This is a genomic window from Oligoflexia bacterium, assembly GCA_035326705.1.
GTDB lineage: Bacteria > Bdellovibrionota_G > JALEGL01 > JALEGL01 > JALEGL01 > JALEGL01.
The window spans coordinates 79741-103234 of sequence record DAOLES010000002.1; the positions used below are offsets into that span (position 1 = coordinate 79741).

Sequence of the window (23494 nt, forward strand, 5' to 3'; positions counted from 1 at the left end):
TAGTTGTTTATGAACCATAGAATTGTTGGAATAAATGACTAATACGTTCTAGAATTTTTCTTTGAACAGATGGGTCGCTTGGTCTATCATATCCGTATTCTCTATACATTGTGGTTGAATCAAATGTAGCGCTTTGATCAAAAACTTCAATGTATCCAGCTCCAACAAAATTATAACCTTCTAAAAAGGGGTGTAATTGTCTATGGGTATGAACATGCTGTTCATTTCTATTTGGAGAAAAAAGGTATACCAATAAACTACCGTTTTCAGAATTTTGATAAGCAATGTATCTAGCAGAGGTTTCAGCTAGCATTGCATTAATAAGACCTTGTTCTGAGAATAAGTTTTCACTAACTATAAGTGTATCTTTGTTATGAAAAGTGTTGCTTTGAATAACTCCGTTTTGGGAAGTTAACATAATTATAATATCACAAATTTTAGTGTTATATTGACTTGTGCCTTCAGAACAGTTTTGTGCTTCTATACGAAGGGTATTTTGACTGTTGATGTCTCCAGATTTAGCTTTTTGAATGATATCAAAAATAGAGTCGTTAGTATCTCTGTAGGCTGCGCTTGGTAGGTTTATATTCAACCACCAACTTGGCCATTGATTAGAAAGCAAGGCGTTAGTTTTATTAACTTCAAATCCTAAAATTTTAACAACTTTGTTATTTAAGTTAGTATTTGCTAATTGCATGGCTTTGGCGGCAAAATAGAGACTTACACCAACTTCAGTTAAAGTAATAGCAGCTGTTGCTGTTGACATTTCATAGGTGTTATTCAACTTTGTTGCGTAGACAGTGATATCATTAAGGTTAGAAAAAATAAGGTCAATTGTACTAAAAGAATAGTGATAAAGACCACCTTGAATTTTATAAGGAACATTTTGTTTAATGGCTTCATTGAGTTGATGACCTAAAACATAATGATGACCATAAACCTGCATATGTTTAAGCTGACTGATTTTTTCAGAACTTGTCAATGTGGTATCTTCAATAACTGAATGAAATGCATCTATATTATATTGGCCATAGCCTTCATGCATATAAATAATACGCTGTTCTGAGTTATCTAAAGCAGCAGCCAAAGTGAATGGAACATAATTTTGAACAACAGATTCAATCCCTACACCAGATTGTACCCAGCCGCTACAGAGATCTCTTACACCTTCGCAAAAGTCTTCAAAACTTTGGGTTCTAAACCAATCTTTCATGCCTGGGTCTTGATTCATATTTGCAATAAACCTCATACCATTGATTGAACTTCCAGGTTTAACGTTGACGTGATCAAAGAAAAACACATTGTTGGCATTATCTAAAAAGGTTACCTTATTGCATACTAAGGAGGTATTTTTGTTGGTTAATGATTGGTTATGGTGATACCAAGTCGGATTCGCCATGCTAATTGGAATGCAATCAGAGAACATTACCTCTGCTTTTAATGCAGGACCATGTTGATACTGGCTATAAGCAGTATTAGAAATTGATAAAAATAACAAAAAGAGCAAACATAGGCGCAAGCGTTTATTAAACATCGTTTTTTTCCCCCGAACGTGTTTTAAATTGATCTGTAAAGACTACTTCTTTACAGATGGAGCAGGCTTCTAAATCATTACAATTGTTTTTTCAACTATTTCCCCCATAGAAATAAGTTTTCCCTTTTAGCATAGTTTGTTACGCATTGCAATATAAAAATTAATGTTGACGGCCCTCAAAATGCGCTTTTATTAATGTTATGGACATACAAAAATTTACAGTGGCATTAAGAGATGTAATTGCTAAGGCAGCTCAATACACCCAAAGCTTAAAGCAGCAAAGTGTTGAAATAGAGCATGTATTACATTTTTTGTTGGAAAACCCACAAGGAATGTATGTAAAAGTTTTAGAGCAGTTGGGGGCAGATTTGTCCCGGCATCAGCAGCAAATCAAGCAAACCATAGATGGTTTTGTTAGGGTGGAAGGCTCTCAAACGCAACCGGCTTTATCTGGTCCATTGTTTCAATGCTTAAGTGATGCTGAGAAAATTAGAGATAATAATAAAGAATCTTTTTGTTCAACTGAGCATTTTTTACAAGCAGCACTGAAAAATGATAATTTTAAGCAGTATTTAACGACATTGAATATTAAACATGAAGATTTTTTACAAACGATTATCACCAATAAAGGAGATCATAAAGCCATGACTGAAAATGCAGAAAGCCAATACCAAAGCCTGCAACAATATACGCAAGATTTAACAGCAATCGCCAAAGAAAAAAAATTAGATCCGGTGATTGGTAGAGATACTGAGATTAGAAGAATTATCCAGGTTTTGTCTCGGCGAAGTAAAAACAATCCAGTTCTTATAGGTGAACCCGGTGTGGGTAAAACGGCAATTGCTGAGGGCCTTGCCCAGAGAATAGCCAGTAATGATGTGCCAGAGACTTTAAAAAATAAAAAACTTTTATCTTTAGATTTAGGAGCAATGATCGCTGGAGCAAAATACAGAGGTGAATTTGAAGATAGACTCAAAGCTGTTTTAAAAGAAATTAAAAGCTCTAATGGTGAAGTCATACTATTTATTGATGAATTGCATACCATTGTTGGTGCAGGTGCCAGTGAAGGTGCGGTTGATGCCTCCAACTTGCTTAAGCCATCTTTAGCCAGAGGCGAATTAAGATGCATTGGCGCAACAACTTTAAAAGAATATAAAAAGTATATTGAAAAAGATGCCGCTTTGGAACGACGTTTTCAACCGGTTTATGCCGGAGAACCCAGTGTGGAAGATGCAATATCCATTTTACGTGGGCTTAAAGAAAAATACGAGGTTCATCATGGAGTCAGGATTGCAGATAACGCAATTATTGCGGCAGCAAAACTTTCCAATAGATACATTACCGATAGATTTTTGCCAGATAAAGCTATTGATTTAATGGATGAAGCTGCCAGTCGTTTGCGGATTGAGATTGATTCTGTGCCCACAGAAATTGATGTTAAACAAAGAAAAAAAATTCAGTTAGAAATTGAGCAAGAAGCTTTAAAAAAGGAAAAAGATGCCCACTCAAAAGATAGGTTAGACAATGTCAAAGCATCTATAAAAGAATTAAGTGATGAAATCAGTCAATTGCAAGCAGTGTGGAGCAAGGAAAAAAGTGTTATTACTGAGATTCAAAACATCAAAGCAAGCTTAGATGGCAAACGTGCCCAAGTACAAACAGCAGAAGAGCAGGGTGATTTGTCATTGGCTGCAAAGTTAAAATATGGAGAAATTCCAGAATTAGAAAAAGAGCTTGAAGTTAAAAACGCGCATTTAAAAGAGATACAACAAAACAATCCTATGCTTAAAGAAGAGGTTGAAGAAGAAGATATTGCAAAAGTGGTATCCCTATGGACGGGCATTCCTTTATCCAGCATGTTGGATAGTGAGAAAGAGCGTTTAAAAAATATGCAGGCTATTTTGAATGAAAAAGTTGTGGGTCAAGATCATGCGTTGGAAGTTTTAACCAAAGCCATCAAACGCTCAAGGGCAGGCATAGCTGACCCCAATAAGCCTATGGGTTCTTTTATGTTTTTAGGACCAACAGGTGTTGGTAAAACTGAGACGGCAAAAGCACTGGCTGACTTTTTATTTCATGACGAACATGCTTTATTAAGAATAGATATGTCTGAGTACATGGAAAAACATTCGGTTGCTCGATTAATTGGAGCACCTCCGGGCTATGTGGGTTATGAAGAAGGAGGAAGGTTGAGTGAAGCTGTGAGACGTAGACCTTACGCGGTTATTTTATTTGATGAAATAGAAAAAGCCCACCCGGATGTCTTTAATGTGTTTTTACAGATTTTAGATGAAGGTAGATTAACGGATGGCCAAGGCAGAACAGTGGATTTCAAGAATACAGTTTTGATTATGACGTCTAACTTGGCGGGCAAAGAGATTTTAGCAGCAGGTGAAGACAATACAAAGATCAATGATACAGTCATGCAAGTTTTAAGAGAGTTTTTTAAACCAGAATTCTTAAATAGAGTAGATGATTTTATTATTTTTAATGCCTTAAACCCTGAACAAATAGAGCATATTGTGGATATTCAAATCAAACGTCTACAGACTCGCTTGGCAGAAAAAAATATAAAAATAAAAATTTCTGATACTGCTAAACAACAGCTGGCAAAAGAAGGATTTGACCCCCTTTATGGGGCAAGGCCACTTAAAAGAGTTATACAACAAAAAATTGAAAACCCCTTGGCAGAAAAAATTTTAGATGAAGAAATTTTGCCTGGTAATCAAGTGATTTTGGATTACATAGGTGACAATTTTAAGTTTAATGCACCAACAGTACATTAATAGACTAAACAACAATGCCTTTGTTTTTTTAAAACAAAGGCGTTTTTGGTTAAATGATTAAAACCATTAAAATTTTTTAAAAAAATTTGTAAAAAAGTGCAATAAATAAACATTTAATAATGTTGTGCATAAAATATGCATAAGGGTACTATAATTTTTTAAATTTTTTACGTTTTTGTCTTTCTTTTTTTGAGAGCTTTCTTGGGTTGCCTTTTTTTGATTTTTGTTTGTAGAGTTCATTAAGGTTTTCTCGGCCTTCATTCCATTCACCTTGTTTGAGTAAGTCTGCAAAACTTGTTTCAGTTTTTTGTTGTATGCGTTTGCTAAAGTCCTCTGAACTAATCCAATCACAACTTATGCTTTGGGACGCCTGTTGTACTTTTCTATCTGAACTAACAACCAAAAAAGATGCAGACTTGTGCTTATGCGTATTTAAATAATCAGCAATCCAATCATCGGCAATTTCTGTAATTGGCGTGTAAACAATCTCTAGACCTTTATAAAAATCTCGGTCACCACTGAAGGTTCCTTGATGAGTCCCATCAAATACAACTAAAAAGCTATGTTGATGTTGAGTACTATTTTTATAATTAAATAGTGTTTCAATTAAGTCATCTCTATCTTGAAATCCCCCACAAAACATTAAATTGTAACCATCAATGATAATTTTCATGATGTGTTAGGAAGATAAGGTTTTAATTGTAATAAATTTAATAAGCGGTTGAATTCTTGTTCTATAATAGAGGCAGTTTGGGCAGAGTTGGGTTCAAATAACTTGTCTTGAATTTCATCATTGTGCTGGTATTGAATTTTCACAACATAGGTTTGATTATTTTGTTTGAGTTGAATTTGTTGAATATCACCATTATTCTTGCGCTGGATAAGTATATCGCTTGTTCTATCATGAACTCTTAGGAGATCACCATGCATGTCGTAATCAGCTTCTACTAGGGTTTGGTTATTTTTTTTAATAAGTTTAGGTAAATGTTCTGAGTTGTAATTGATATTGAGAGTGGTTTTACCTTTTTGAATACTACTAATTAAATCAATATCGTTATAGGTATAAAAAACATTTTCATCTTTAGTTGACTGGAGTTCAATAAGGTTTTGTTTGTTTTTATCATAGATATAAGTTTCGCCTTGACCCTTTTTATCTTTAATTGAGCTTAGTTTTCCACAGCAGGCAAGGGTTGTTTTTATTTGTTCTGTACCATCAGGAGCAGTATAAATGCTTTGGTTTTTTGCTGGTATAAAAGTATAGCTATGAGATTGTTTTTGCTCATCAGTTATACGTGTAATGTTTTTTCCACGATAACTTGTGTATGTGTATGAGTTTTTATTTTTGCCAGGACCATGATGTTCTGCAACTTTACCTGAGTTTTGATCGTAAACAATTTTGATGGTTTCAGAGGGGAATTCAATACCAGTTAAACGAAAAAATTTGTCATACTTAAAATTAAGAGATTGACCATCCATGCCAGTAAAGCGAGACAAGGTGTTTTTAATATTTTGGTCATCATAGCTATAGTGTACAGTTTTATTGTGTGAGCTTTGTATTGATTTTATTCTGTTTTTCTTATCATAATTGATATTGACATACTGTCCGCAAGAATCGCGAATGGTTTTTAACAGGCCATTGTTGTATATATAGCGAATAAAAGTGTTATGTCTGTTTTTTTCTAAAATTAATTCTCCATTGGTATTGTATTCTTCAGTATCGCCATTGATGAATGTTCGTTTGAAACCGTTTTTATGTTGACTCAGAGTAGAACTTTTACGATCTTGAGATACAAAAACAGAATTATTGGTGGTGATGGTGTTGGGTTGGTAACGTTGAAGTTGAGTTAAGAAATAATCATGTTCATTGAGCATTTTTTCTTTTAACTCTGAGTAATGTTGATCTCCATTGCCCTTGGGATTGCCGGTATGTTCTATGTCTAGATTTTTTTTTCTCTTAATGATGGCATCAACACTTTTTTCTTTATCGCTGATGAGTGATTCTAAATAAAATTGACTAACATAACCGTCAGCTTCAATGAGCTCTAAACTTATATTAGAAACAGGTATAATTTTTCTTTCAAGGTTAGACAGCCAAGATTTACCAAACAAACCGGACTGACGATACAAGCTATTGTAGCTTCTCTGTATTGAAAGTGTCATTTGATGGCATTGTTTTTGATAATCTTGAACAGTAAAGAAAAAATTGCCTGTTTGAGGATTAACGCCGGCAAACAACTTGAAAGTTGTAAATATAATACTTATGAGAACCCATTTTTTCATAAAAACTACCCCATTATAAATTGAATACCAAGGCTTGCCAAGTCTAAGTTTATAGGTAGCTAAAAATTGATACAATGTTGAGTGACAAATGTAGGGTCAGCAACAATTGTTTCTTTAGGTTTTTGAAAATAGTGGGCTAAAACAGTAGCAAGCCCAGGTACATTTAACCCTTCGCCGTGAAGATATAAACTGTTTATGTCATGAGGTAATATTTTGTTTTTTAAAAAAAAAGCGTCCATTTCTTTTAAAAAAACAGAACTGTTTTGCTGAACAAATTGCCCATATTCATCACGTTGGATGTTAAAGTTAAAATCATGAAGACCATATTCATTTGAGTAACAAAGGGCTGGAATAAAAGCTTTTAGTGTGTGGTGTTGATTTAGACCATGCCTTATATGGCTTGCAGCATAGAATAGTTGATTACGTTGATAAGCATTAAAAGAAACATTATATGGTGCTATTGACTTTATAAATTGATGTTTTAATTTTTCTAAAAAAGCTAAATCTAAACGATAGATGTTTTGTGTAAACAAATGATAATACAGTTCATTGGTTTTAACATTATGATAATACAAATAAGGCTTTGTATAGTTTGTAAAAAGATGAACTTGTTTTTTTTGTGGGATATCCGTTGATGCTGATTGTTGCAGAATGATGTTTTTGGAACTGCGAGGAGTTACTTTACAGTTAAAACTATTTTCTAGGAGTGTTTTTAATATATTTTTAAGAAAGCTGCTTTGGTGTTCAGGGGCGTGTAAGTTTATTGTGGTAACAGGCTTTGCCAATTGTTTGTATATCGTTTGAGATAGGAGCTTGAAATAGTTTTGAAAAATAGTATGAAATAAAAGAGGTTCATTAAAAGTCTCTAAACCAATACATTTATTATTATCAAAAATGAAGTGTTCAGGGAAGGTGTGCAAAAAAAATGGATCTACGCTTTGTTTTTCAACTCCCCAGATTAATTCATAAGGAATAAAGTTAGCATTAAAATCAATTGGAGTTTTTTTATTAAAAACATAATTGTTGGTAGATGATGAAAAATCGATATCAATACGATTGTTTTGTTTTTGTCCTGGGATATCAATAGAGCAAAATTGTTTTTGATGAACAGCATAGATATCAATATGGCTGGTTTGAATATCGATTCCCAGTGAAACACCTTGCATGATGTTAAAGTAACATAGTTTTATGGAATATGAATAAAAAATAGCTCAAATTTCAGCTATAAACACTGTAAATTCATGTGCGGTTCATGTTTAGTGGTGTAGACTATTTTTATGCAGTATAAAATCAAATATGTTTTTTTAATTGGTTTGGGTATTGTATTAAAGGCGGGTTTCGCTGTGGCAGGCTGTTGGGATAATAATATAATATCGACAGATATTTCAAAAGACCTTTCAAAATATAGAATGTACTATGATAGTGATCCAAGGTTTAACCCATCAGCCAATTATGTTTCAAGCGTTTCAGGAGAAAAAGTTGAGTACTTTTCACCTACAGATGCACACAACTTTTTTGAGCAAGACAGAGCCATGGAAATCATGGAAGAAGAAAATAAAAAATGGTTTATATTGGATGCTTACAGTTATCTTGAATTAGATGATTGGGAGAAAAGTGATATCTTGCCAGAAACCTTTCATTATGGTGAAAACGCCAGCAGATTGCTGAGTCAAAAGATAAATGACACTGAAATTCAAGTTGCCTGCTCAGATGGTTTTTATTATCAATACCCTATAAAACAACTCAAACCAGCGTATGTGCAAGATGTAGATTTTGAAAAAAAATTAAAATTGATGAAATCTTTTTTAATTGAAGATCAAGTCTTTCATTTGGTGACCCATTATATAAAACAAAAAGAGTGTGCAGAAACATATACCATAGTGTTAAACACACATTCATGTTCAGATAAAAAGCACAAAACAGAATTAAAAGTACAGCCAAGTTTTTCTTGTCAAGGCAAGCTCAGTAAAACAGAAAAGATGATCTGTGAAAATGGGGTTTTGGCTGGGCAAGATAAAATTATCAATGAAATATATCAAAAAGCCATAAAAGTTTTGCCAGAGCCAAAAAAAACAAAAGAATTGCGTGTCGTTTTAGCAGAAACCTATGTACCTGAAGATAGACAGGCTTTACTCGCTGAGCAAAGAAATTTTATCAAAGAAAGAGAGCAGGAATGTGGAGCAAAAAAGAGTGATGAAGCTATTTTAGAATGTTTGATTGAACATTTTGCTAAAAATCTAGGAATGATGGAGTTGTTAAAATATAGTTATAAATTGTAAAGTATTCTAGGAAAGGCTCTTTTAAGAAAGATTTTTTCTCTTTATAAAAATCAGACACGCTGTTATAGATTGGCATGCTCAAACTTCATGATATTCAAGCAGCCCAAGAAAGAATAGCAGGTAAGATTTTAAGAACGCCTATTATGCGTACCCAACACCCCAATATTGAGCATGAAAAAATATTTTTAAAGATGGAAAGTTTTCATCGAACCAGCTCATTTAAGGAGAGAGGCGCATTAAATACTATTCTTCAACTGGACCATGATCAAAATAAAATTGTTGCTACATCTGCAGGCAATCATTCTCAGGCAGTGAGTTATCACGGTACAAAGTCTGGCTTTGATGTCAAAATATGCATGCCAACCTACACGCCATTAACCAAAATCCTAGCTACAGAAAGTTGGGGGGCTAAAGTTCATTTAGAGGGTGAAACTTTTTCTGATGCCATGGTTGTGGGCAAACAAATGGCTGAAGATGAAGGGGCTCATTTTGTGCATGCCTTCGATGATCTAAGAGTGATGGCTGGGCAGGGCACGGTGGGCTTAGAGTTGTTGACTCAGTTGCCTGAGCTTGAATTGGTGGTGGTGCCAGTAGGTGGCGGTGGTTTAGCCTCTGGTTTGGCGGTGGCAATCAAAGAAAACAATCCCAATATTAAAGTGATTGGTGTGCAAGCAGCCAATTGTGACTTGGTAGCACAATTGGTTAAAGGTGTACCTGAACAAGATATAGTACGCAGTCATAAAAGTACCATTGGCGATGGAATAGCCATTAAAACCATTGGTCAATATACCATTCCTTTAATGCAAAAATATCTGGATGATATTGTTACGGTCACAGAAGAAGAAATGGCTGAAGCCATGGTTTATTTGCTACACACCAGCAAAGTTCTATTGGAAGGAGCGGGAGCGGCGGCCTTTGGAGCCATTATGGCCAATAAGGTTAAAACCAATGGTCATAAAACTGTAGCTATTGCCAGTGGAGGAAATGTTGATTTAACTCTGCTTTCAAAGGTTATACAGAAAAGCTTGGTAAAACGTGGACGGCAAGCCAGTATAGAACTGATGATATCTGATCGTCCTGGTGGGTTAAATGAATTAACCAGTATTATTGCTCACCTAGGGGCAAGTATTTTACAAATACATCATGAAAGAAGTGCAATTGATGTTCCTTTTTATGAGACAAGTGTAAAGCTGAAATTAGAGACCAAGGGTCCTGAGCATTTACAAGAAATATTGGCCGGCTTGAAAGAAAAAGGCTATGCCATAAGATAATACAAAATGGAGGTTTAAAACTAATGAATGAAATGAAAAGAAATGTAGTCTTGGTTGTTGTTGCGGCGGTAGTTTTGATTGGAGCAATTACAGGCTTTGGAATAAAAATTATTGATACCGGTTACCGTGGCGTTAAAACCCGTTTTGGGAAAGTGGTGGGAGAACCATTGGATGAAGGTTTGTATTTTTACAATCCCATTACCACCAAAATTCAAGATTTGGAAGTGCGTGTATTGAAGTTAAGTGGAGAAACTCAGACTTATACAAAAGATGTTCAACAAGCCACTATTCGCTATGTGATCAACTTTGCCTTAGATAAAGCGCATGTTCATGATGTTTATCAAAACTTAGGTTTGAATTGGCGTGAACGGGTTATTCCACAAGTGATTGAAGGTTCATTGAAAGCTGTTATTGGTAAATGGGATGCAGTAGATTTGATTGGTAATCGACAAAAAGCAACAATTGAAGCCCAAGAAGCAATAAGAGAAGGTTTAAAGGACAAATTTATTGATGTTAATCGTTTTGAAATGACAGATATATCTTATGAAAATGCATTTGAACAAGCTGTTGAACGCAAAGTGATTGCTATTCAAAATGCTTCACAAGCTGAGAATAAAACCAAGCAAATTGAAGAAGAAGCCAAACAAAAATTAATTTCAGCAAAGGCTGAAGCGGAGTCTATGTCTATTAGAGCAAGGGCTTTAACCCAAAATAAAAGTTTGGTAGAGTATGAAGCAGTACAAAAATGGGATGGTAAGCTACCTCAATACATGATGGGCAACAGCGTTCCATTTATCAGTATGAAATAGCTTTATACAATGAGTATTTCTGCAACAGAGTTAACTCAATGTTTTTATATAAACAAGGTTATTAACGGTCTCTGGCAAGTTAGTGGTACTCATGGGCCGATTAACCCGATAAAAGCCTTGGCTCAGATGCATGATTTTTATGCAGTTGTTGTTGCTCGGTTGGGAGAATCAGACTATATTACTGAAACAAAAAAAATTAAACTAACGATTGATTGCTTGGGCTAGAAAAGGATACAAATCTGGATTGCTGGCAATGATTTCTTGCTTCCATAAATCGTTGATGGCTTGCCCGCTGTAATCAGTGGCAATACCACCGGCTTCTTTAACCAAAAGCATGCCAGCAGCAATATCCCAGGGTTTAAGTTTGAGTTCCCAAAAACCATCGAACACACCTTCAGCTACATAGGCAAGGTCTAAAGCAGCGGCACCTGTTCTTCGAACACATAAGCTGTTCAATTCTAAATGCTTAAATGTTTCTAAATTATTGTTTTTAGAAGTTCGACGGTCATAGGGGAAGCCGGTAACTAAAAAAGCTTGATCCAAGTTTTTAGTCTTGCTGACATGTATACGCTGTTTATTTTTGTAAGCACCTTGGCCTTTATGGGCAGTGTACCAGTGGTCCATGATGGGGTTAACGATCAACGCAAACTGAATGGCATTTTCATCATAAAAAGCCATCGATATTGCGAAGTAAGGAAACTTTTTGGAAAAATTGGTTGTGCCATCTAAAGGGTCTATGATCCAAGTGGGTTGGTTTTGGTATTGATTTTTATCCATACCATCTTCTTCAGCTAAAAACTGATGTTTGGGAAACACTTGTCTGAGAGTCTCAATGATGGCCTGTTGTGAATCAAGGTCAGCCTGGGTTACCAAATCAATATCACCTTTATGACGTATATTTAAGTCTTGATGATCAAAGTAGCGCTTTTGAATATCTTGAGCTTTGCTTGCAGCTTTAAAGGCATATTTTTCTATTTCATTCATATTGTTCATGCAACTTAGTCAAAGATATTGAAAAAAGCCATGTTTTTATACCCAAGAAGCTTTTTGATGTGCAAAAAATAGGCAGTTGGTTATAATGGAGGCATGTCTCAAATTGAAAATGAAAAAACCTTGCCGCAGCTTGATACAAGAGATTTACAAGATGAAGAATTATTGTTGGACAGAGGGTTTTTACTGGTTATTGAAGGTCCATTGGCGGGCAGTGTATACCCCCTTAATCAAGGCGCAACAGATTTAGGAAGAAGCCAAAGTTGTAAAATTACCATTGATGATAGGCAAATATCACGCGCCCATTTAAAGTTTGATAATAAATCAGGGCAAATTGTTGTTGAAGATTTAGGAAGTACCAATGGTAGTTTGATTAATGGTGAACCCTTGTTAAGATCTATGGTTCTTGAAGAAGGTGATCAAATTCAAATTGGCGAACATGTGTTTAGATTTTCTTTACGAAACCCGGTGGGTTTAGAGAAATTTGGTGTCTTACCACACACTTATTTTGATCAACGATTGCATGAAGAGATGGATAGAGCGCATAGGTATAAAAGACCTCTTTCTCTTGCGATGATTCAAATCCAGGATGGGCAGACTCCTTTTAAGTTGCAAGATTTTGCTAGGGTCATAGAAAAAGTAAGAAAAATGATTAGAACCATGGATGTAGTTGGACATTATGGTCGTAATCAATTGGAGCTAATGCTACCAGAGACCGATCAAGCTGATGCAGTCGCTTTAGGAGAAAGAATTTTTAAAGAAGTTCCATCTGCAGATAGAAAAGCTGTTTTTGTTGGGGTAGCCAGTTTTCCAGAAGATGGCGGATCAATTGATCTATTGGTTGAAAAGTCTAGGGAAGCTTTAAAAACGGCAAAAACAGCAAAAAAAGGCCATGTTGCCCATGCCAAACAAGATGTTCGTAAAGTTAATATGGGCAATCAAGAGGCCATCATCAAAAGTAAAAAAATGCAAGAATTGTTCAGTCTTGCGCAACGAGTGGCACAATCAAAGATAACTGTACTTCTATTAGGAGAAACGGGTGTAGGTAAGGAAGTGATAGCGGAAGCCATACACTATCATAGCCAACGTAAAAATGAACCCATGGTTTGTGTAAACTGCGCAGCTTTAACAGAAACTTTACTAGAGAGTGAATTGTTTGGTCATGAAAAAGGAGCTTTTACGGGTGCAGATCAGACTAAAATAGGTTTATTTGAAACAGCTGATGGGGGCACTATTTTTTTAGATGAAGTTGGAGAGATGCCACTTAAAACCCAAGCAAAATTATTGCGTGTTTTACAAAATAGAACATTTATGCGCGTTGGATCAAATAAAGAAATTGCAAGTGACGTAAGAGTTGTTGCTGCAACCAATTTAAAATTAGATGATCTCGTAGAAGAAGGAAGGTTTAGAGAAGATTTATTTTATCGGTTGAATGCCGCAACCATAGAAATACCACCTTTGCGAGAAAGAAGGGAAGAAATCCCTTATTTAGTGGATGCTTTCATAGAAAAAGTTTGTCATGAGAATGGCTTTGAACGTAAACATATTTCTTCACAAGCATTAAGTCTTATGCACCAGTACAACTGGCCGGGTAATATTAGAGAATTAAAAAATACAGTTGAACGATCAGTGATTATTTCTGAAGGAGACACCATTAAGCCTGAAGATTTATCAAATAAAATTAGCATGGCAGGTTTGAAGCCAGAGAGTCAGTCTTCTGGAAATAAACCAGATTACCAACTTATCCCAATTGATACTGAGGTTGGTGATATGAAAGAGATTGTAGATAGTTATGAAAAACAACTGATTATTAATGCATTGAAAAAAAACAGTTGGAACCAAACCAAAGCTGCACAAATGCTTAATGTTCCCAGGAGAACATTGGTATCAAAAATCAAAAAGTATGAGATCAAAGAAGAGGAATAATCCATAAGGCTATTTTGAGGGTAGCTTTTAAATATATCTACTAGATTTTTTTATATTGTTTTTGCTATAATATAGGTAGCGCCATGGTCAGGAGTATTCACTCTTTCCAAATATTCAAAAAATCTAGGAGGTTTTATTGAAGCAATCATCCAATCAACAATTAGAGAGTTTTTTTAGTAAACGTATTTTTAGTATTTTGGAACAGAATAAATTAGCGTTAAATGAGTTTTTACAGATTTATATCGTTGGTTTATGTTTGAAGGCAGTTCGGAGTGAAAATATTTTTATGTTTGATTCTCAAGGAGAAGTCCCTTTAGCGTTTTCTTGGGGAAAAGCAGTGAGTGAAGGTTCTCGATTTAAGCGCTTTAAAGATTTGGTTGCAGTTGGAGATAGATCATTGTACGTTGCTGGATTTTTTTCTGATTATTTTAATCGTCAATTGTTTGATATTGAGTACTATATTCAGATGGGTTCCTTGGCCTATGAACAGGCTTCTGACTTACAACATCAACTGAATCAAAAAAATGAAACGGATATATTTTTATTGTTGGCAAGACATTTTAAAGATTTAGTTTTTATTATGTCTGAGTTGAGTGAAGAAATGAATATGACCAATAAACAAGATTTATTGTCTTTGTACCAACGTTGGATAGCTACAAAAAATCAACATCTTTTAAAGAAATTAAAAGAAAAAGGTGTTGTTGTTTTTGAGCAGGAAGAAAGGATTATTCATTAAGCAAGCTATGTTTTTATTACTCGAAAATGAAAGTTTAAGTTTGGTAGAATATTTTTACAAGCAATAATAGCTATGGTAGCGATGGTATATGCAAAATTTTAGCGATCAAAGGGAATCAAAGAGGGTTCCAGTAGAGTTTAAGGTTGATTTTTTAAAGGAAGGTAATTTCCTATTTGAAAATGCAACCAATATCAGTGAGCATGGGATTTTTTTAGAAACCGATCAACCCATGGAATTAGGAACAGTGGTTCATTTAAAATTTACTCTACCAGACAGTGGTGTAGAGATTGAGGCAAGAGCTGAAGTGATGTGGATTAATCCTGTCAAAGAAAATGCAAAAAAGAACTATCATCCAGGTATGGGTTTGAAATTTGTTCAGTTAAGTGATTTGGATCGTCAGAGTATTTTAGCTGTGATAAAAAAGTTAGCACTGTTAGAAAGTATGTCTTAAGGGGAAAAGTGAGCGGATATTCAGAAAAAAGGCTTCATAAACGCGTTGATGCTAAAGTAAAAGTTGTTTTTAAGACCTTAAAAGATTTAGTACATGAATATACACACAACATCAGTGGTGGGGGTATTTTTATTAAAACTGATAAGCTTTTAGATCCTAATGCAGAGATAGAATTAGAAATGAGCTTTCCAGATGATTTAGGGCATTATGTTTTAAAAGGTAAAGTTACCCGTTTAATGAGTCTCAGTGATCCCAATAGCGCTGGAAAGCAATTGTATGGTGTGGGAGTTAGATTTATTAACCCAGACCCAAAAATGATAGATATCATAGAAAAAACCATTGTAAATTCTATTGAAGACTAAGAGTTAGTTAAGAACCCAAAATATTTTATGTGGGATAGATTAGAATGAGAACAGTAAAAATGGTCTGTGTTTTTCTAATGATGAAGAGATAGTGGTTCTATAGCATCATAAAAGTTATACTTTTCTATTAGATATTAAGAAACAAGTAGCGGTAAACTATAATAGTTTCTACTTCTAAGTAATATCTGGTAGACTATAATTTATTACTTAAAATTATGTAAAAGCCTGACAAATGGAGATATGTCTTGATTTTTACGACTGATTTTTATGGAAGTTACACAGCCTAGAACTAGAATTTTTGAACTAAAATTTTTGCTATTTATAGCATTAATTTTTATTTCCATAACGTGTACCGCTATTCGGTACTTTTGGTTAGAATCCTTTGAGTTTAGGCTGAGAGAAAATACCTTTAGACTTGCGCAAGAACTTGGATTTAACGCAGCTGGAACCGGTGAAGTTAATGATGAGCTGTGGAAAAAGTTTATCACCCGTAATGATCAAATTGTCTATTTGGTATTCTCGTACAAGCCTTTAGGATACCGAAAAGCATTTTTCCACCCACAAAAAACCCACCAAGTTTCAGCTTCACTAGAACATGATGTTAAAACAGCCTCTAGAGAAATTTTGCTTAGTAACTTGCTGGACAATCAAAAAACATATGTTAACCCGCATGTACATGTGGTGCATGCCAACCTTATTCCACCAGATTATCAAACGGATGATGATATATTGGGTCAAATTAAAGTTGCCTATGCTGTTCCTGGGTATTTGATGGGCATATCTTTTGGTAGGGCGTATCGTTATGTTTTATTTTTTATTTATGGTTTAACAACATTGTCTTTTTTAAGCATTATTTTTGGTCCGTTTATTGGAAAGAAAAAGAAAATTATAGATCCAAAATTGTACTCTGAGCTAGAAAAAGAAGAGTTTGAAGTACAGTGGATTGAAGATGACGACACGGGCAAAACAGAACCTGTTTTTATTGATGATAAAGGTAAGTCCTGGAGTTTATTGCTGCCTGATGGTGATATGAGCGATTGGTCAAAAGAAGGTATTGTTTATGTCTCAGGTGAAGATGTTCTTGCTAAACCATGGGGATCAAGCGCGGTAAGAAAAGATTTATCGCTGGGTGCTTCATATGAGTACCAATTGAGAGCTTTAAAAATGGCTGGACAAGATGCGTTTATTGTTCTTTTTCCAGTGGGAGAGCACCAATTGTCATGGGTTATTGGTGGTTGGCATAATAGTAAAACTGAAGTGGCGGGATATCCAATTACCAGTAACACCTTTGCTGTTGAAAAAGATCGTTGGTATTATATTGAAATACAATGTTTAGAAGATGTCGTGGTTGGTATTATCAATGGTGAAGAAAATTGGCGTTTAAGAAAAGAAGATATTAAAAAATCTTCCCCTAGTGTTGGGTTTCAAAAAGGTTTAGGTTTGGCAGTTTGGGGGGGCTTGTGTCGATTCTCCGAGATTCGTTTTAGAGAGGGTGAAAAAAATAAGGACAGGACCCATGGCTAAAAGGTTTCTATATTTAATACTCGTATTAATTTATCTTCAGTCATGCGAGGAGATATACAAAGAAGAAGAGTTTAATGTCATTGTACCAGTTATGGTTCAGCAACAAAAACAAGATCAAACTGAGTTAGTGAATGAGGAAGAGCAAACTCAACAAGAACAAGAAAATGATAACAACCTTAAAGAGGTTGATGTTCCTCCAGGAGAAACAACGCTTGAGCCAACTGTTGGAACACCAAGTGTAAGCGAAGATACAATGAATACTGTGATTCCTACAGAAACACAAAATAATGATCAGCAACCTGCTCAACAAAAAAATAAAAATGAATTATCTTCTGAATTTACTCAAAAAGAGGTAAAAACAGAAAATGGCCAAGAAGTAGATAAAAAAGCCATAACAAACAGTCCAACGCCCAATCCAAATTCCATTAAAAAGAAATCAACTGATAAAAATCTTGATCCAAGAGAAATAGCACGCAGAAAATGGTTAGATTTAAAAAACTTTGCATCTAGGCGTGGCTTCTCACAAGAAGATGTTAATAATTTAATTCCAGAAAGTTTGAGTATTGAAAATTACATCAAGTTTGGCGACATTGAGAAAACCAATGAAAAGTTAATTGTAATAGAAGAAAAATTGAAAGAAGCAAGAGTTTCTCGAGGCTATGTGAAGCAGAAATATAAAAAAATATTACAAAAAGTAGCTAACAGTCAATTAACCATTGATGAAAAAAACGACTTTAACATTCGTTTGAAACAAGTAGAAAAATCCATAGCTGAAAACGGCTTTAACAGCGCTAATCGTGAGCTTAATGAATTAGAGGTTGACTTGGGGCAAGTTCAAACCTTGGACCAAGTTTTTGAAAATTAAGTAAGTCAATTAGCACTTAATTTTTATCGACAAAGTTATTTATTTTAACATAAAGTTGTAACCGATGACGATAGCATATTATCCAATAGGACAGCCTGGAAAAGCTTGGGGTGATGTTGAGAAAAAACAGTGGTTTGAACTGCAATCAATCAAACGATCTTACCATGAAGATGTTGTTATTCCTCTTCAGAGCATCGCAAAAGATGGCCTTACTTTACAGGAGTTTGGTTGTTTAGAGTATGGTTTTAATCAATACTCGCAATTTCTTTTGAAAAACAAGAAATTGGCAAAGGATAAGCCGCATGTTTTAATCACAGGGGGTGTTCATGGTTATGAAACAAGTGGTGTGCATGGAGTTATTCGTTTTATACAAGACTATATTCACCAGTATTTAGACCAATATAATTTTTTAATATTTCCCTGCATCAGCCCATGGAGTTATGAAACGATTAATCGTTGGAATCCAGAGGCAATAGATCCTAACCGCTCATTTTATGAAGAAAGTCCTGCTCAAGAGTGTCGTTCTGTTATGCAAGTTGTGAAAGAGTATGGTCAAAATATTCTAGTACATTTTGATTTACATGAAACCACAGATACCGATGCAACCGAGTTTACACCAGCTTTGGCGGCAAGAGATGGAAAAATAATACAACGAGACATAGTACCCGATGGGTTTTATTTGGTTGCTGACCGGGAAAATTATTGCCCAAAATTCCATAAAGCTATCATTGATCAGGTTAGAACGGTTACCCATATCGCTAAAGCTGATCAGCAGGGAAATATTTTAGATGTTGAAGTTGATCAAGAGGGGGTAATACAATATGAAGCCAGAAAATTGCATTTATGCTCTGCCATGAGTCAACCTCAATATTCAACGACCACAGAAGTATACCCGGATAGTCCTAAGGTTAATGCTGAGAATTGTATTTTGGCGCAAGTGATGGCAATTATAGGTGGCTTAGAGTACTTATTGAAGCTGTAGCGGAAGCTTAAACAAGTTCACTGTGTTATTAAAGGTATGTCGAGCTAAATTTTCTCTGCTCAAACCTTTTAACGCTGCAATATGGTCTAATACTTTTACAGTGTATGCCGGTTCATTGCGTTTTCCTCTAAAAGGCACGGGTGCAAGAAAAGGACTATCGGTTTCAATTAATATTCTATCCATAGGAACATATTTTGCTGCATCTTGTACATCCTGAGCTTTATTAAAAGTAACAATCCCAGAAAAAGAAATGTAAGCCCCAAGGTCTAAAAATTTTTTTGCTTCGGCTTTATTAGAAGAAAAACAATGAATAACTCCGCCGTGTTGATTAAAAATATCATGATTTTTACACAAGACAAAGGTATCATCAAAAGCATCTCGAGTATGAACACAGATGGGTTTGCTTTGTTCTTTTGCAAGGTTAAGCAATTGATCAAAACAATGGGTTTGAATCTTTTTAGGAGAGTTTTCATAGTAATAATCTAAACCTATTTCACCAACAGCATAGAATTTATAATTTTTAAAAAAGCTTTTTAAAGTTTGTAGCGCGTCAAAGTTAAAAAGTTTAGCATCATGCGGGTGAATTCCTAATGTTGGAAACATGAAATCCTTATGTTGTTTTGTCAAATCAAGACTGGTGACTATATCATTCTTGTTGGGACCCATGATAATTTGAAGCATGGCGCAAACACCAGCATTTTTAGCACGATCAACAGCACCTCTAACATCATCTTTAAAGGCATCTTGATCTAGATGAGCATGTGAATCAATAACTGAAAATGAAGGAGGGGTTGTTATTGGGCCAAGTTCCATAATTTTTTCCAATCAATTAATAAGCGTTCAATCCAAAGTTGTGCATTGCCATAGCGGTTAAGTACCTGCGATTCTGCATGTTTAAGTAAGGTATGAAAGTTTTCCATACGATTTAAATGTAAGAAGTAATTTTTTTGTGCCTCATGCATATAAAGTTTAAGAAAAACTTTATAAAATTGATCAAAGAAAAAGTGATGTTCCTCTTTTTGTTTAGCAATAGATTTTGAAAAATTAAAAATTTTCTCCAAGGCAGTATGATTTTTTTGTTGTAGAAGTTCATTAAGCTCATTAGACCAAGCAGGGGGTTCAACAGGGTTCTTAGCGTTTAGCGCTTCATCTTGAATATGGCATTTAAGGCTACGAGACAGTATGGTGCGTAACAGTCGATTTTGGTTTTCTGTCCATAAAATAATATGAGCAAAAGTTGGGGGTTCCTCCATGCTTTTTAATAAAGCATTAGAAGAAGAAGCGTTAAGACGGTGGGCATTGTGGATATGTAAAACTTTTTTATTTTGTTCATGTGGAGATATATTTAACCAACGCAACATGTTTTTAATGTCATCTAAAGGGATTTCATTTTTTTCTGGTTGGTAGATATAAACATCTGGGTAATTGCCATGTTCAATTTTTTGGCAAGATGGGCATTGAAGGCAAGCATTAACACCAGCCAAGTTTTGGCAAAATAGATTTTGAGATAGGTTTTTTGCCATTAATAATCTTTGTTGGGAAGAATCACAGGATACGCTGATGGCTTGCACCAATCGATTTTGTGAAAAGAGCTCTACAATACGTTTTAAGAAAAATTCTGATTTCATTGCTTGAGCCCAAGCATTTTAAGAATTTCAGCATGCAGTTGCGAAATGCTTTGATTGGCATTTAATGTTGTAAAAAGTTCGTTGGTTTTTGCAAGAGACAAAAAACCCTGTCTAACTCTTTGATGAAAATCTAGCGCTTCATTCTCAAAACGATCTTCACGATGACCTTTTTGTTGCTGGGCTAAGCGATCAAGAGAACGTTGAATGCCTAAAGCAGGTTCAGCATCAAGCAGTATCACTTGATCAGGTAGAGTATTGTCAGTTGCCAATTGATTGAGCATATTAACAGTATCTAAGTCTAAGCCGCATGCATAACCTTGATATGCTAAAGATGAATAAATATAACGATCACAGATGATGTAATCAGCAAGCTTCAATTGAGGTTTGATGACTTTTTCAACATGTTCTTTGCGTGCTGCTTCAATTAAAAAAAGTTCAGTTAAGGGCAACATAGAGCCTTTACCAGAACGAACAATACATTTTCTTATTTCATCAGCCTGTGGAGTGCCTCCAGGCTCGCGGGTAGATACAACGTTTTTTCCTTGTGATTGAAGAAAATCACATAATAATTTAACCTGGGTGCTTTTTCCAACACCCTCAATACCCTCAAAAACAATAAACGTTGCTTTTTTCAAAAGTGAAATAAAGTGGTTAAATCGAGTTTAGCAATTAAACTTAGGCATCCAAAAGTTTTTTAAGCGAGGGTGTAGACCCTTCAATGCGTCTTAGTCTTTTGCCTTCTTTGCCTTGAGTTCTGATTTTTCTTTTTCTAACTTTTTTCGTTCTTCTGTATGCTGCTGCCATAATGCATGCAGCTATATGCTATTTTTTTGGATTATGCAAGACCAAGCCATCGTGTCCATAGGATTTTATTTTTGCCAGCTCCTGCTCTGCCAGAGCCCGATCTGAAAATGGTCCAGAACATACTCTGTAACGTTTTTTTGGGGCAGAAACAATGCTTAAGCTATTGGAAATATTTTGTTTTTTTAGTTTATTTAAGAAGCTTTTAGCATTGTCATGGACAGTAAAATAACCCAGTTGAACCCAATATTGGTTGGGGTAGGTGTTATCAACAAAAGGCTCGGTTTTACCTTTTATGACAGTCATTCTGACCTTACTAACCCCGTCTTGATCAAGGCCTAGTTTTTTTGCAGCCTTGTACGACACATCAATAATTCTGCCTTCAATAAAAGGACCTCGATCATTGATAATAACGTTAACGGATGCGCCTGTATCTAAGCGTTTAACCTTAACCTCGCTACCAAAAGGCAAAGATTTATGGGCAGCCGTTAACTTATGCATGTTGTATGTCTCACCTGAAGCAGTTTTTTTACCATGAAAGCCTGGACCATACCATGAAGCATAACCGACTTGGCTGTTCTGAGCATTGGGTTCAATATGTTGAATTGGTCTATGTCCGCAAGCGGTACTAAAAAGAGTTAAACTGAGCAGTAAGAATTTAAATAAATTTGGATTTTGGTTTTTTATGAACATGATTATAGGACAATCTTAACTGAGAATAAAAAGAATGCGTAATTTATCCTGGATTTGAGTGGTTTTTTTAACTTAGGAATAAGTATAAGACTTGAGTTACTTTTATATACAAAGCACTAAAAAATTTATAATTGATCAAGAATATATTAAAGCCTAAGTGACTGTATTTTTTCTTCTAAAATGTTAAAGAGGTCAATATACTTAAGTGGATCATGCAAGGAAAGTTGTAATTTTTTCATAGTCACTGTATGTTAGGGGTGTATATATCTTTGGCATTATCATCTATCTGAGGAGGTTTCTTCATGCCAAAAGCAGATTCAGTTCATAGAGTCATTGCAAAATTTATTGATTTTCTTATTGTAGGCTTTGTTAGCAGTATGTCGCCATTTTTTGGGTCTTTAGCAGGGGCTATTTACATCATGATTGGAGATGGCTTTTTTAATGGGCAAAGCGTTGGGAAAAAGTTTTTAAAATTACAAGTCAAAGTGATTGATGAAGAAAGAGAAATGCGTCCATGTGGATTTAAAGATTCTATTATTAGGAACTTGCCATTTTCTGTTTTTATTGTATTGCACGGTATACCAGTCATTGGAGTTGTTTTTCTGTTTTTAGGGATTGTTTTTTGTGCTTTAGAACTTTATTTTGTTTTAAATGATCATAAGGGTATTCGAGTTGGTGATATCTATGCGGAAACACAAGTGGTCAATGAAGAAAAAAATAATTTGGAAGTCAGTGTCTAACACTTTAACAGTTAAATGTTAACCCAGCCATGATAGCGCCAGAGTCAGAAGATATTGATTATATTGTTGAAGAAAATGAAAAAATTATCAATGCACCGTTAAAAGCTGCTTTTTTAGGTTTGTTCATCTTTGGTGCTGGTTATTTAACGGTTAAAAAATACGTACTGGCTGTATTAAGTTTTATTGTTTTAACGGTATTAAGTTTGTGTTTATTAGATGGTGCCAGTGTTATTGATTTAGGTTGGATAGAGGATCTCAACGCTTTGGTAGGACAACAGCAGATGTTTGTTGTTTATTGTTTGACCGCCATGTTGTTTGTATTTTTATGGTGGGTGTCTATTATTTTCCCAGTTGATATGTCTAGGCCAATGTTTTTTTATCAAGATGTTTCACATAGGACATTGTTTTACATTTGGTTTTTGCCTTTTTTACCCTACTATTGGCAAGGTAAGTTTAAACGAGGGCATGCTATTGGCTTAGGATTTTTATTATTTCCTGCCTGTTTACTCATTCTCAATATGTTTTATACCTCGTCAGATCATATTTGGTTAAATAACACTAATGAAAGATTAATGGCGTATACATGGTTGGTATTGTTGGCCAGTATTTTTTTGATGCTGGTGTCATGGATTTCAAATGCATTAGAAGTTTTACAGATTTACTACAGCCATATAGAAAAAGTAAAAAATTATCGTTGGATTGTTAGTGGGGTGTTGTTTATGCTGCTGATGTTAGCAGCAGTCTATTTATTAAAAGACTCTCAACAATTCATGGATACACAAGACGCAATTATTGATTTTATTAATCTTATTAAATAAATAATGCGTCTTAAGGTTT

General features: G+C 34.9%; 24 protein-coding genes. 14 read left to right on the forward strand and 10 right to left on the reverse strand.

Features of this window, described 5'->3' with window-relative positions; translation table 11 throughout:
- Positions 1 to 7 precede the first annotated feature (7 nt).
- Positions 8 to 1534: a hypothetical protein gene (locus PKC21_03500; protein ID HMR24401.1), complete on the reverse strand. Its 1527-nt coding sequence runs from the start codon at positions 1532 to 1534 to the stop codon at positions 8 to 10.
- A 200-nt stretch (positions 1535 to 1734) separates the two neighbouring features.
- Here PKC21_03500 and clpB point away from each other — a divergent pair, with 200 nt between their 5' ends.
- Positions 1735 to 4320 (forward strand): ATP-dependent chaperone ClpB, encoded by a 2586-nt coding sequence (gene clpB, locus PKC21_03505; GenBank protein ID HMR24402.1) that lies wholly within the window; start codon positions 1735 to 1737, stop codon positions 4318 to 4320.
- A 148-nt stretch (positions 4321 to 4468) separates the two neighbouring features.
- Here clpB and PKC21_03510 read toward each other — a convergent pair whose 3' ends face one another.
- From PKC21_03510 to PKC21_03520, 3 genes are read right to left on the reverse strand one after another with little or no spacing between them, the layout of a single operon-like run.
- Entirely contained in the window at positions 4469 to 4993 is a 525-nt protein-coding gene (locus PKC21_03510) for an NYN domain-containing protein (GenBank protein ID HMR24403.1), read from the reverse strand.
- Positions 4990 to 6600: a DUF6531 domain-containing protein gene (locus PKC21_03515; GenBank protein HMR24404.1), complete on the reverse strand. Its 1611-nt coding sequence runs from the start codon at positions 6598 to 6600 to the stop codon at positions 4990 to 4992. The genes PKC21_03510 and PKC21_03515 overlap by 4 nt, the downstream gene beginning before the upstream one ends.
- 59 nt (positions 6601 to 6659) lie before the next feature.
- Positions 6660 to 7766 (reverse strand): hypothetical protein, encoded by a 1107-nt coding sequence (locus PKC21_03520; protein ID HMR24405.1) that lies wholly within the window; start codon positions 7764 to 7766, stop codon positions 6660 to 6662.
- Positions 7767 to 7877: 111 nt separating this feature from the next.
- Here PKC21_03520 and PKC21_03525 point away from each other — a divergent pair, with 111 nt between their 5' ends.
- The 4 genes from PKC21_03525 to PKC21_03540 all read left to right on the forward strand — a co-directional run bounded on the left by PKC21_03525 (position 7878) and on the right by PKC21_03540 (position 11184).
- Positions 7878 to 8879 (forward strand): DUF1311 domain-containing protein, encoded by a 1002-nt coding sequence (locus tag PKC21_03525; GenBank protein HMR24406.1) that lies wholly within the window; start codon positions 7878 to 7880, stop codon positions 8877 to 8879.
- Positions 8880 to 8953: 74 nt separating this feature from the next.
- Positions 8954 to 10150 (forward strand): threonine ammonia-lyase, encoded by a 1197-nt coding sequence (gene ilvA, locus PKC21_03530; GenBank protein HMR24407.1) that lies wholly within the window; start codon positions 8954 to 8956, stop codon positions 10148 to 10150.
- A gap of 23 nt (positions 10151 to 10173) precedes the next feature.
- Positions 10174 to 10959: a prohibitin family protein gene (locus tag PKC21_03535; protein HMR24408.1), complete on the forward strand. Its 786-nt coding sequence runs from the start codon at positions 10174 to 10176 to the stop codon at positions 10957 to 10959.
- A gap of 9 nt (positions 10960 to 10968) precedes the next feature.
- Positions 10969 to 11184, forward strand: a complete 216-nt coding sequence (locus PKC21_03540; GenBank protein HMR24409.1) for a hypothetical protein — start codon at positions 10969 to 10971, stop codon at positions 11182 to 11184.
- Here the strand turns inward: PKC21_03540 and PKC21_03545 are convergent.
- Positions 11161 to 11952 carry an inositol monophosphatase family protein gene (locus PKC21_03545; GenBank protein ID HMR24410.1) on the reverse strand — a complete coding sequence of 264 codons (792 nt, stop codon included), beginning with the start codon at positions 11950 to 11952 and terminating at the stop codon, positions 11161 to 11163. The two genes, PKC21_03540 and PKC21_03545, sit on opposite strands and share 24 nt — an antisense overlap.
- Positions 11953 to 12045: 93 nt before the next feature.
- Here PKC21_03545 and PKC21_03550 point away from each other — a divergent pair, with 93 nt between their 5' ends.
- The 7 genes from PKC21_03550 (at position 12046) to PKC21_03580 (ending at position 18795) form a co-directional block, all read left to right on the forward strand.
- Positions 12046 to 13875, forward strand: coding sequence for a sigma 54-interacting transcriptional regulator (locus PKC21_03550; GenBank protein HMR24411.1), 1830 nt, complete (start codon positions 12046 to 12048; stop codon positions 13873 to 13875).
- A 136-nt stretch (positions 13876 to 14011) separates the two neighbouring features.
- Positions 14012 to 14611, forward strand: coding sequence for a hypothetical protein (locus tag PKC21_03555; GenBank protein HMR24412.1), 600 nt, complete (start codon positions 14012 to 14014; stop codon positions 14609 to 14611).
- A gap of 88 nt (positions 14612 to 14699) precedes the next feature.
- On the forward strand, positions 14700 to 15062 hold the full coding sequence (locus tag PKC21_03560; GenBank protein HMR24413.1) for a TIGR02266 family protein: 363 nt from the start codon (positions 14700 to 14702) through the stop codon (positions 15060 to 15062).
- An 8-nt stretch (positions 15063 to 15070) separates the two neighbouring features.
- Positions 15071 to 15424 (forward strand): PilZ domain-containing protein, encoded by a 354-nt coding sequence (locus PKC21_03565; protein HMR24414.1) that lies wholly within the window; start codon positions 15071 to 15073, stop codon positions 15422 to 15424.
- Between the two features lie 267 nt (positions 15425 to 15691).
- Entirely contained in the window at positions 15692 to 16948 is a 1257-nt protein-coding gene (locus PKC21_03570) for a hypothetical protein (GenBank protein ID HMR24415.1), read from the forward strand.
- On the forward strand, positions 16941 to 17813 hold the full coding sequence (locus PKC21_03575) for a hypothetical protein (protein HMR24416.1): 873 nt from the start codon (positions 16941 to 16943) through the stop codon (positions 17811 to 17813). Before PKC21_03570 ends, PKC21_03575 begins: the two co-directional genes overlap by 8 nt.
- 64 nt (positions 17814 to 17877) lie before the next feature.
- Positions 17878 to 18795 carry a M14 family zinc carboxypeptidase gene (locus tag PKC21_03580; protein HMR24417.1) on the forward strand — a complete coding sequence of 306 codons (918 nt, stop codon included), beginning with the start codon at positions 17878 to 17880 and terminating at the stop codon, positions 18793 to 18795.
- On the opposite strand, the gene PKC21_03585 is transcribed toward PKC21_03580, so the two are convergent.
- From PKC21_03585 to PKC21_03605, 5 genes are read right to left on the reverse strand one after another with little or no spacing between them, the layout of a single operon-like run.
- Positions 18781 to 19608 (reverse strand): TatD family hydrolase, encoded by an 828-nt coding sequence (locus PKC21_03585; GenBank protein ID HMR24418.1) that lies wholly within the window; start codon positions 19606 to 19608, stop codon positions 18781 to 18783. The two genes, PKC21_03580 and PKC21_03585, sit on opposite strands and share 15 nt — an antisense overlap.
- Positions 19590 to 20423: a hypothetical protein gene (locus PKC21_03590; protein HMR24419.1), complete on the reverse strand. Its 834-nt coding sequence runs from the start codon at positions 20421 to 20423 to the stop codon at positions 19590 to 19592. The genes PKC21_03585 and PKC21_03590 overlap by 19 nt, the downstream gene beginning before the upstream one ends.
- Entirely contained in the window at positions 20420 to 21058 is a 639-nt protein-coding gene (gene tmk, locus PKC21_03595) for a dTMP kinase (protein HMR24420.1), read from the reverse strand. Before tmk ends, PKC21_03590 begins: the two co-directional genes overlap by 4 nt.
- Before the next feature lie 40 nt (positions 21059 to 21098).
- Positions 21099 to 21227 (reverse strand): hypothetical protein, encoded by a 129-nt coding sequence (locus PKC21_03600; GenBank protein HMR24421.1) that lies wholly within the window; start codon positions 21225 to 21227, stop codon positions 21099 to 21101.
- An 18-nt stretch (positions 21228 to 21245) separates the two neighbouring features.
- A complete protein-coding gene (locus tag PKC21_03605; GenBank protein HMR24422.1) occupies positions 21246 to 21917 on the reverse strand; it encodes a septal ring lytic transglycosylase RlpA family protein in 672 nt (223 codons plus the stop codon).
- Positions 21918 to 22219: 302 nt separating this feature from the next.
- Between PKC21_03605 and PKC21_03610 the strand changes: the two genes are divergently transcribed.
- Both PKC21_03610 and PKC21_03615 read left to right on the forward strand, forming a co-directional pair.
- Positions 22220 to 22657, forward strand: coding sequence for an RDD family protein (locus tag PKC21_03610; GenBank protein HMR24423.1), 438 nt, complete (start codon positions 22220 to 22222; stop codon positions 22655 to 22657).
- A gap of 29 nt (positions 22658 to 22686) precedes the next feature.
- Entirely contained in the window at positions 22687 to 23475 is a 789-nt protein-coding gene (locus tag PKC21_03615; GenBank protein ID HMR24424.1) for a hypothetical protein, read from the forward strand.
- The last annotated feature ends 19 nt before the right edge of the window (positions 23476 to 23494 follow it).

Bases quoted from the DNA above. Each gene is read 5' to 3' on its own strand.
- PKC21_03515 (HMR24404.1), bottom strand. From the start codon at position 6,600: ATGAAAAAATGGGTTCTCATAAGTATTATATTTACAACTTTCAAGTTG.
- PKC21_03520 (HMR24405.1), bottom strand. From the start codon at position 7,766: ATGCAAGGTGTTTCACTGGGAATCGATATTCAAACCAGCCATATTGAT.
- PKC21_03610 (HMR24423.1), top strand. From the start codon at position 22,220: ATGCCAAAAGCAGATTCAGTTCATAGAGTCATTGCAAAATTTATTGAT.
- PKC21_03580 (HMR24417.1), top strand. From the start codon at position 17,878: ATGACGATAGCATATTATCCAATAGGACAGCCTGGAAAAGCTTGGGGT.
- PKC21_03560 (HMR24413.1), top strand. From the start codon at position 14,700: ATGCAAAATTTTAGCGATCAAAGGGAATCAAAGAGGGTTCCAGTAGAG.
- PKC21_03570 (HMR24415.1), top strand. From the start codon at position 15,692: ATGGAAGTTACACAGCCTAGAACTAGAATTTTTGAACTAAAATTTTTG.
- PKC21_03500 (HMR24401.1), bottom strand. From the start codon at position 1,534: ATGTTTAATAAACGCTTGCGCCTATGTTTGCTCTTTTTGTTATTTTTA.
- PKC21_03585 (HMR24418.1), bottom strand. From the start codon at position 19,608: ATGGAACTTGGCCCAATAACAACCCCTCCTTCATTTTCAGTTATTGAT.
- PKC21_03615 (HMR24424.1), top strand. From the start codon at position 22,687: ATGATAGCGCCAGAGTCAGAAGATATTGATTATATTGTTGAAGAAAAT.
- clpB (HMR24402.1), top strand. From the start codon at position 1,735: ATGGACATACAAAAATTTACAGTGGCATTAAGAGATGTAATTGCTAAG.
- PKC21_03575 (HMR24416.1), top strand. From the start codon at position 16,941: ATGGCTAAAAGGTTTCTATATTTAATACTCGTATTAATTTATCTTCAG.
- PKC21_03550 (HMR24411.1), top strand. From the start codon at position 12,046: ATGTCTCAAATTGAAAATGAAAAAACCTTGCCGCAGCTTGATACAAGA.
- PKC21_03545 (HMR24410.1), bottom strand. From the start codon at position 11,952: ATGAACAATATGAATGAAATAGAAAAATATGCCTTTAAAGCTGCAAGC.
- PKC21_03600 (HMR24421.1), bottom strand. From the start codon at position 21,227: ATGGCAGCAGCATACAGAAGAACGAAAAAAGTTAGAAAAAGAAAAATC.
- PKC21_03525 (HMR24406.1), top strand. From the start codon at position 7,878: ATGCAGTATAAAATCAAATATGTTTTTTTAATTGGTTTGGGTATTGTA.
- PKC21_03535 (HMR24408.1), top strand. From the start codon at position 10,174: ATGAATGAAATGAAAAGAAATGTAGTCTTGGTTGTTGTTGCGGCGGTA.
- PKC21_03590 (HMR24419.1), bottom strand. From the start codon at position 20,423: ATGAAATCAGAATTTTTCTTAAAACGTATTGTAGAGCTCTTTTCACAA.
- PKC21_03510 (HMR24403.1), bottom strand. From the start codon at position 4,993: ATGAAAATTATCATTGATGGTTACAATTTAATGTTTTGTGGGGGATTT.
- ilvA (HMR24407.1), top strand. From the start codon at position 8,954: ATGCTCAAACTTCATGATATTCAAGCAGCCCAAGAAAGAATAGCAGGT.
- PKC21_03605 (HMR24422.1), bottom strand. From the start codon at position 21,917: ATGTTCATAAAAAACCAAAATCCAAATTTATTTAAATTCTTACTGCTC.
- PKC21_03540 (HMR24409.1), top strand. From the start codon at position 10,969: ATGAGTATTTCTGCAACAGAGTTAACTCAATGTTTTTATATAAACAAG.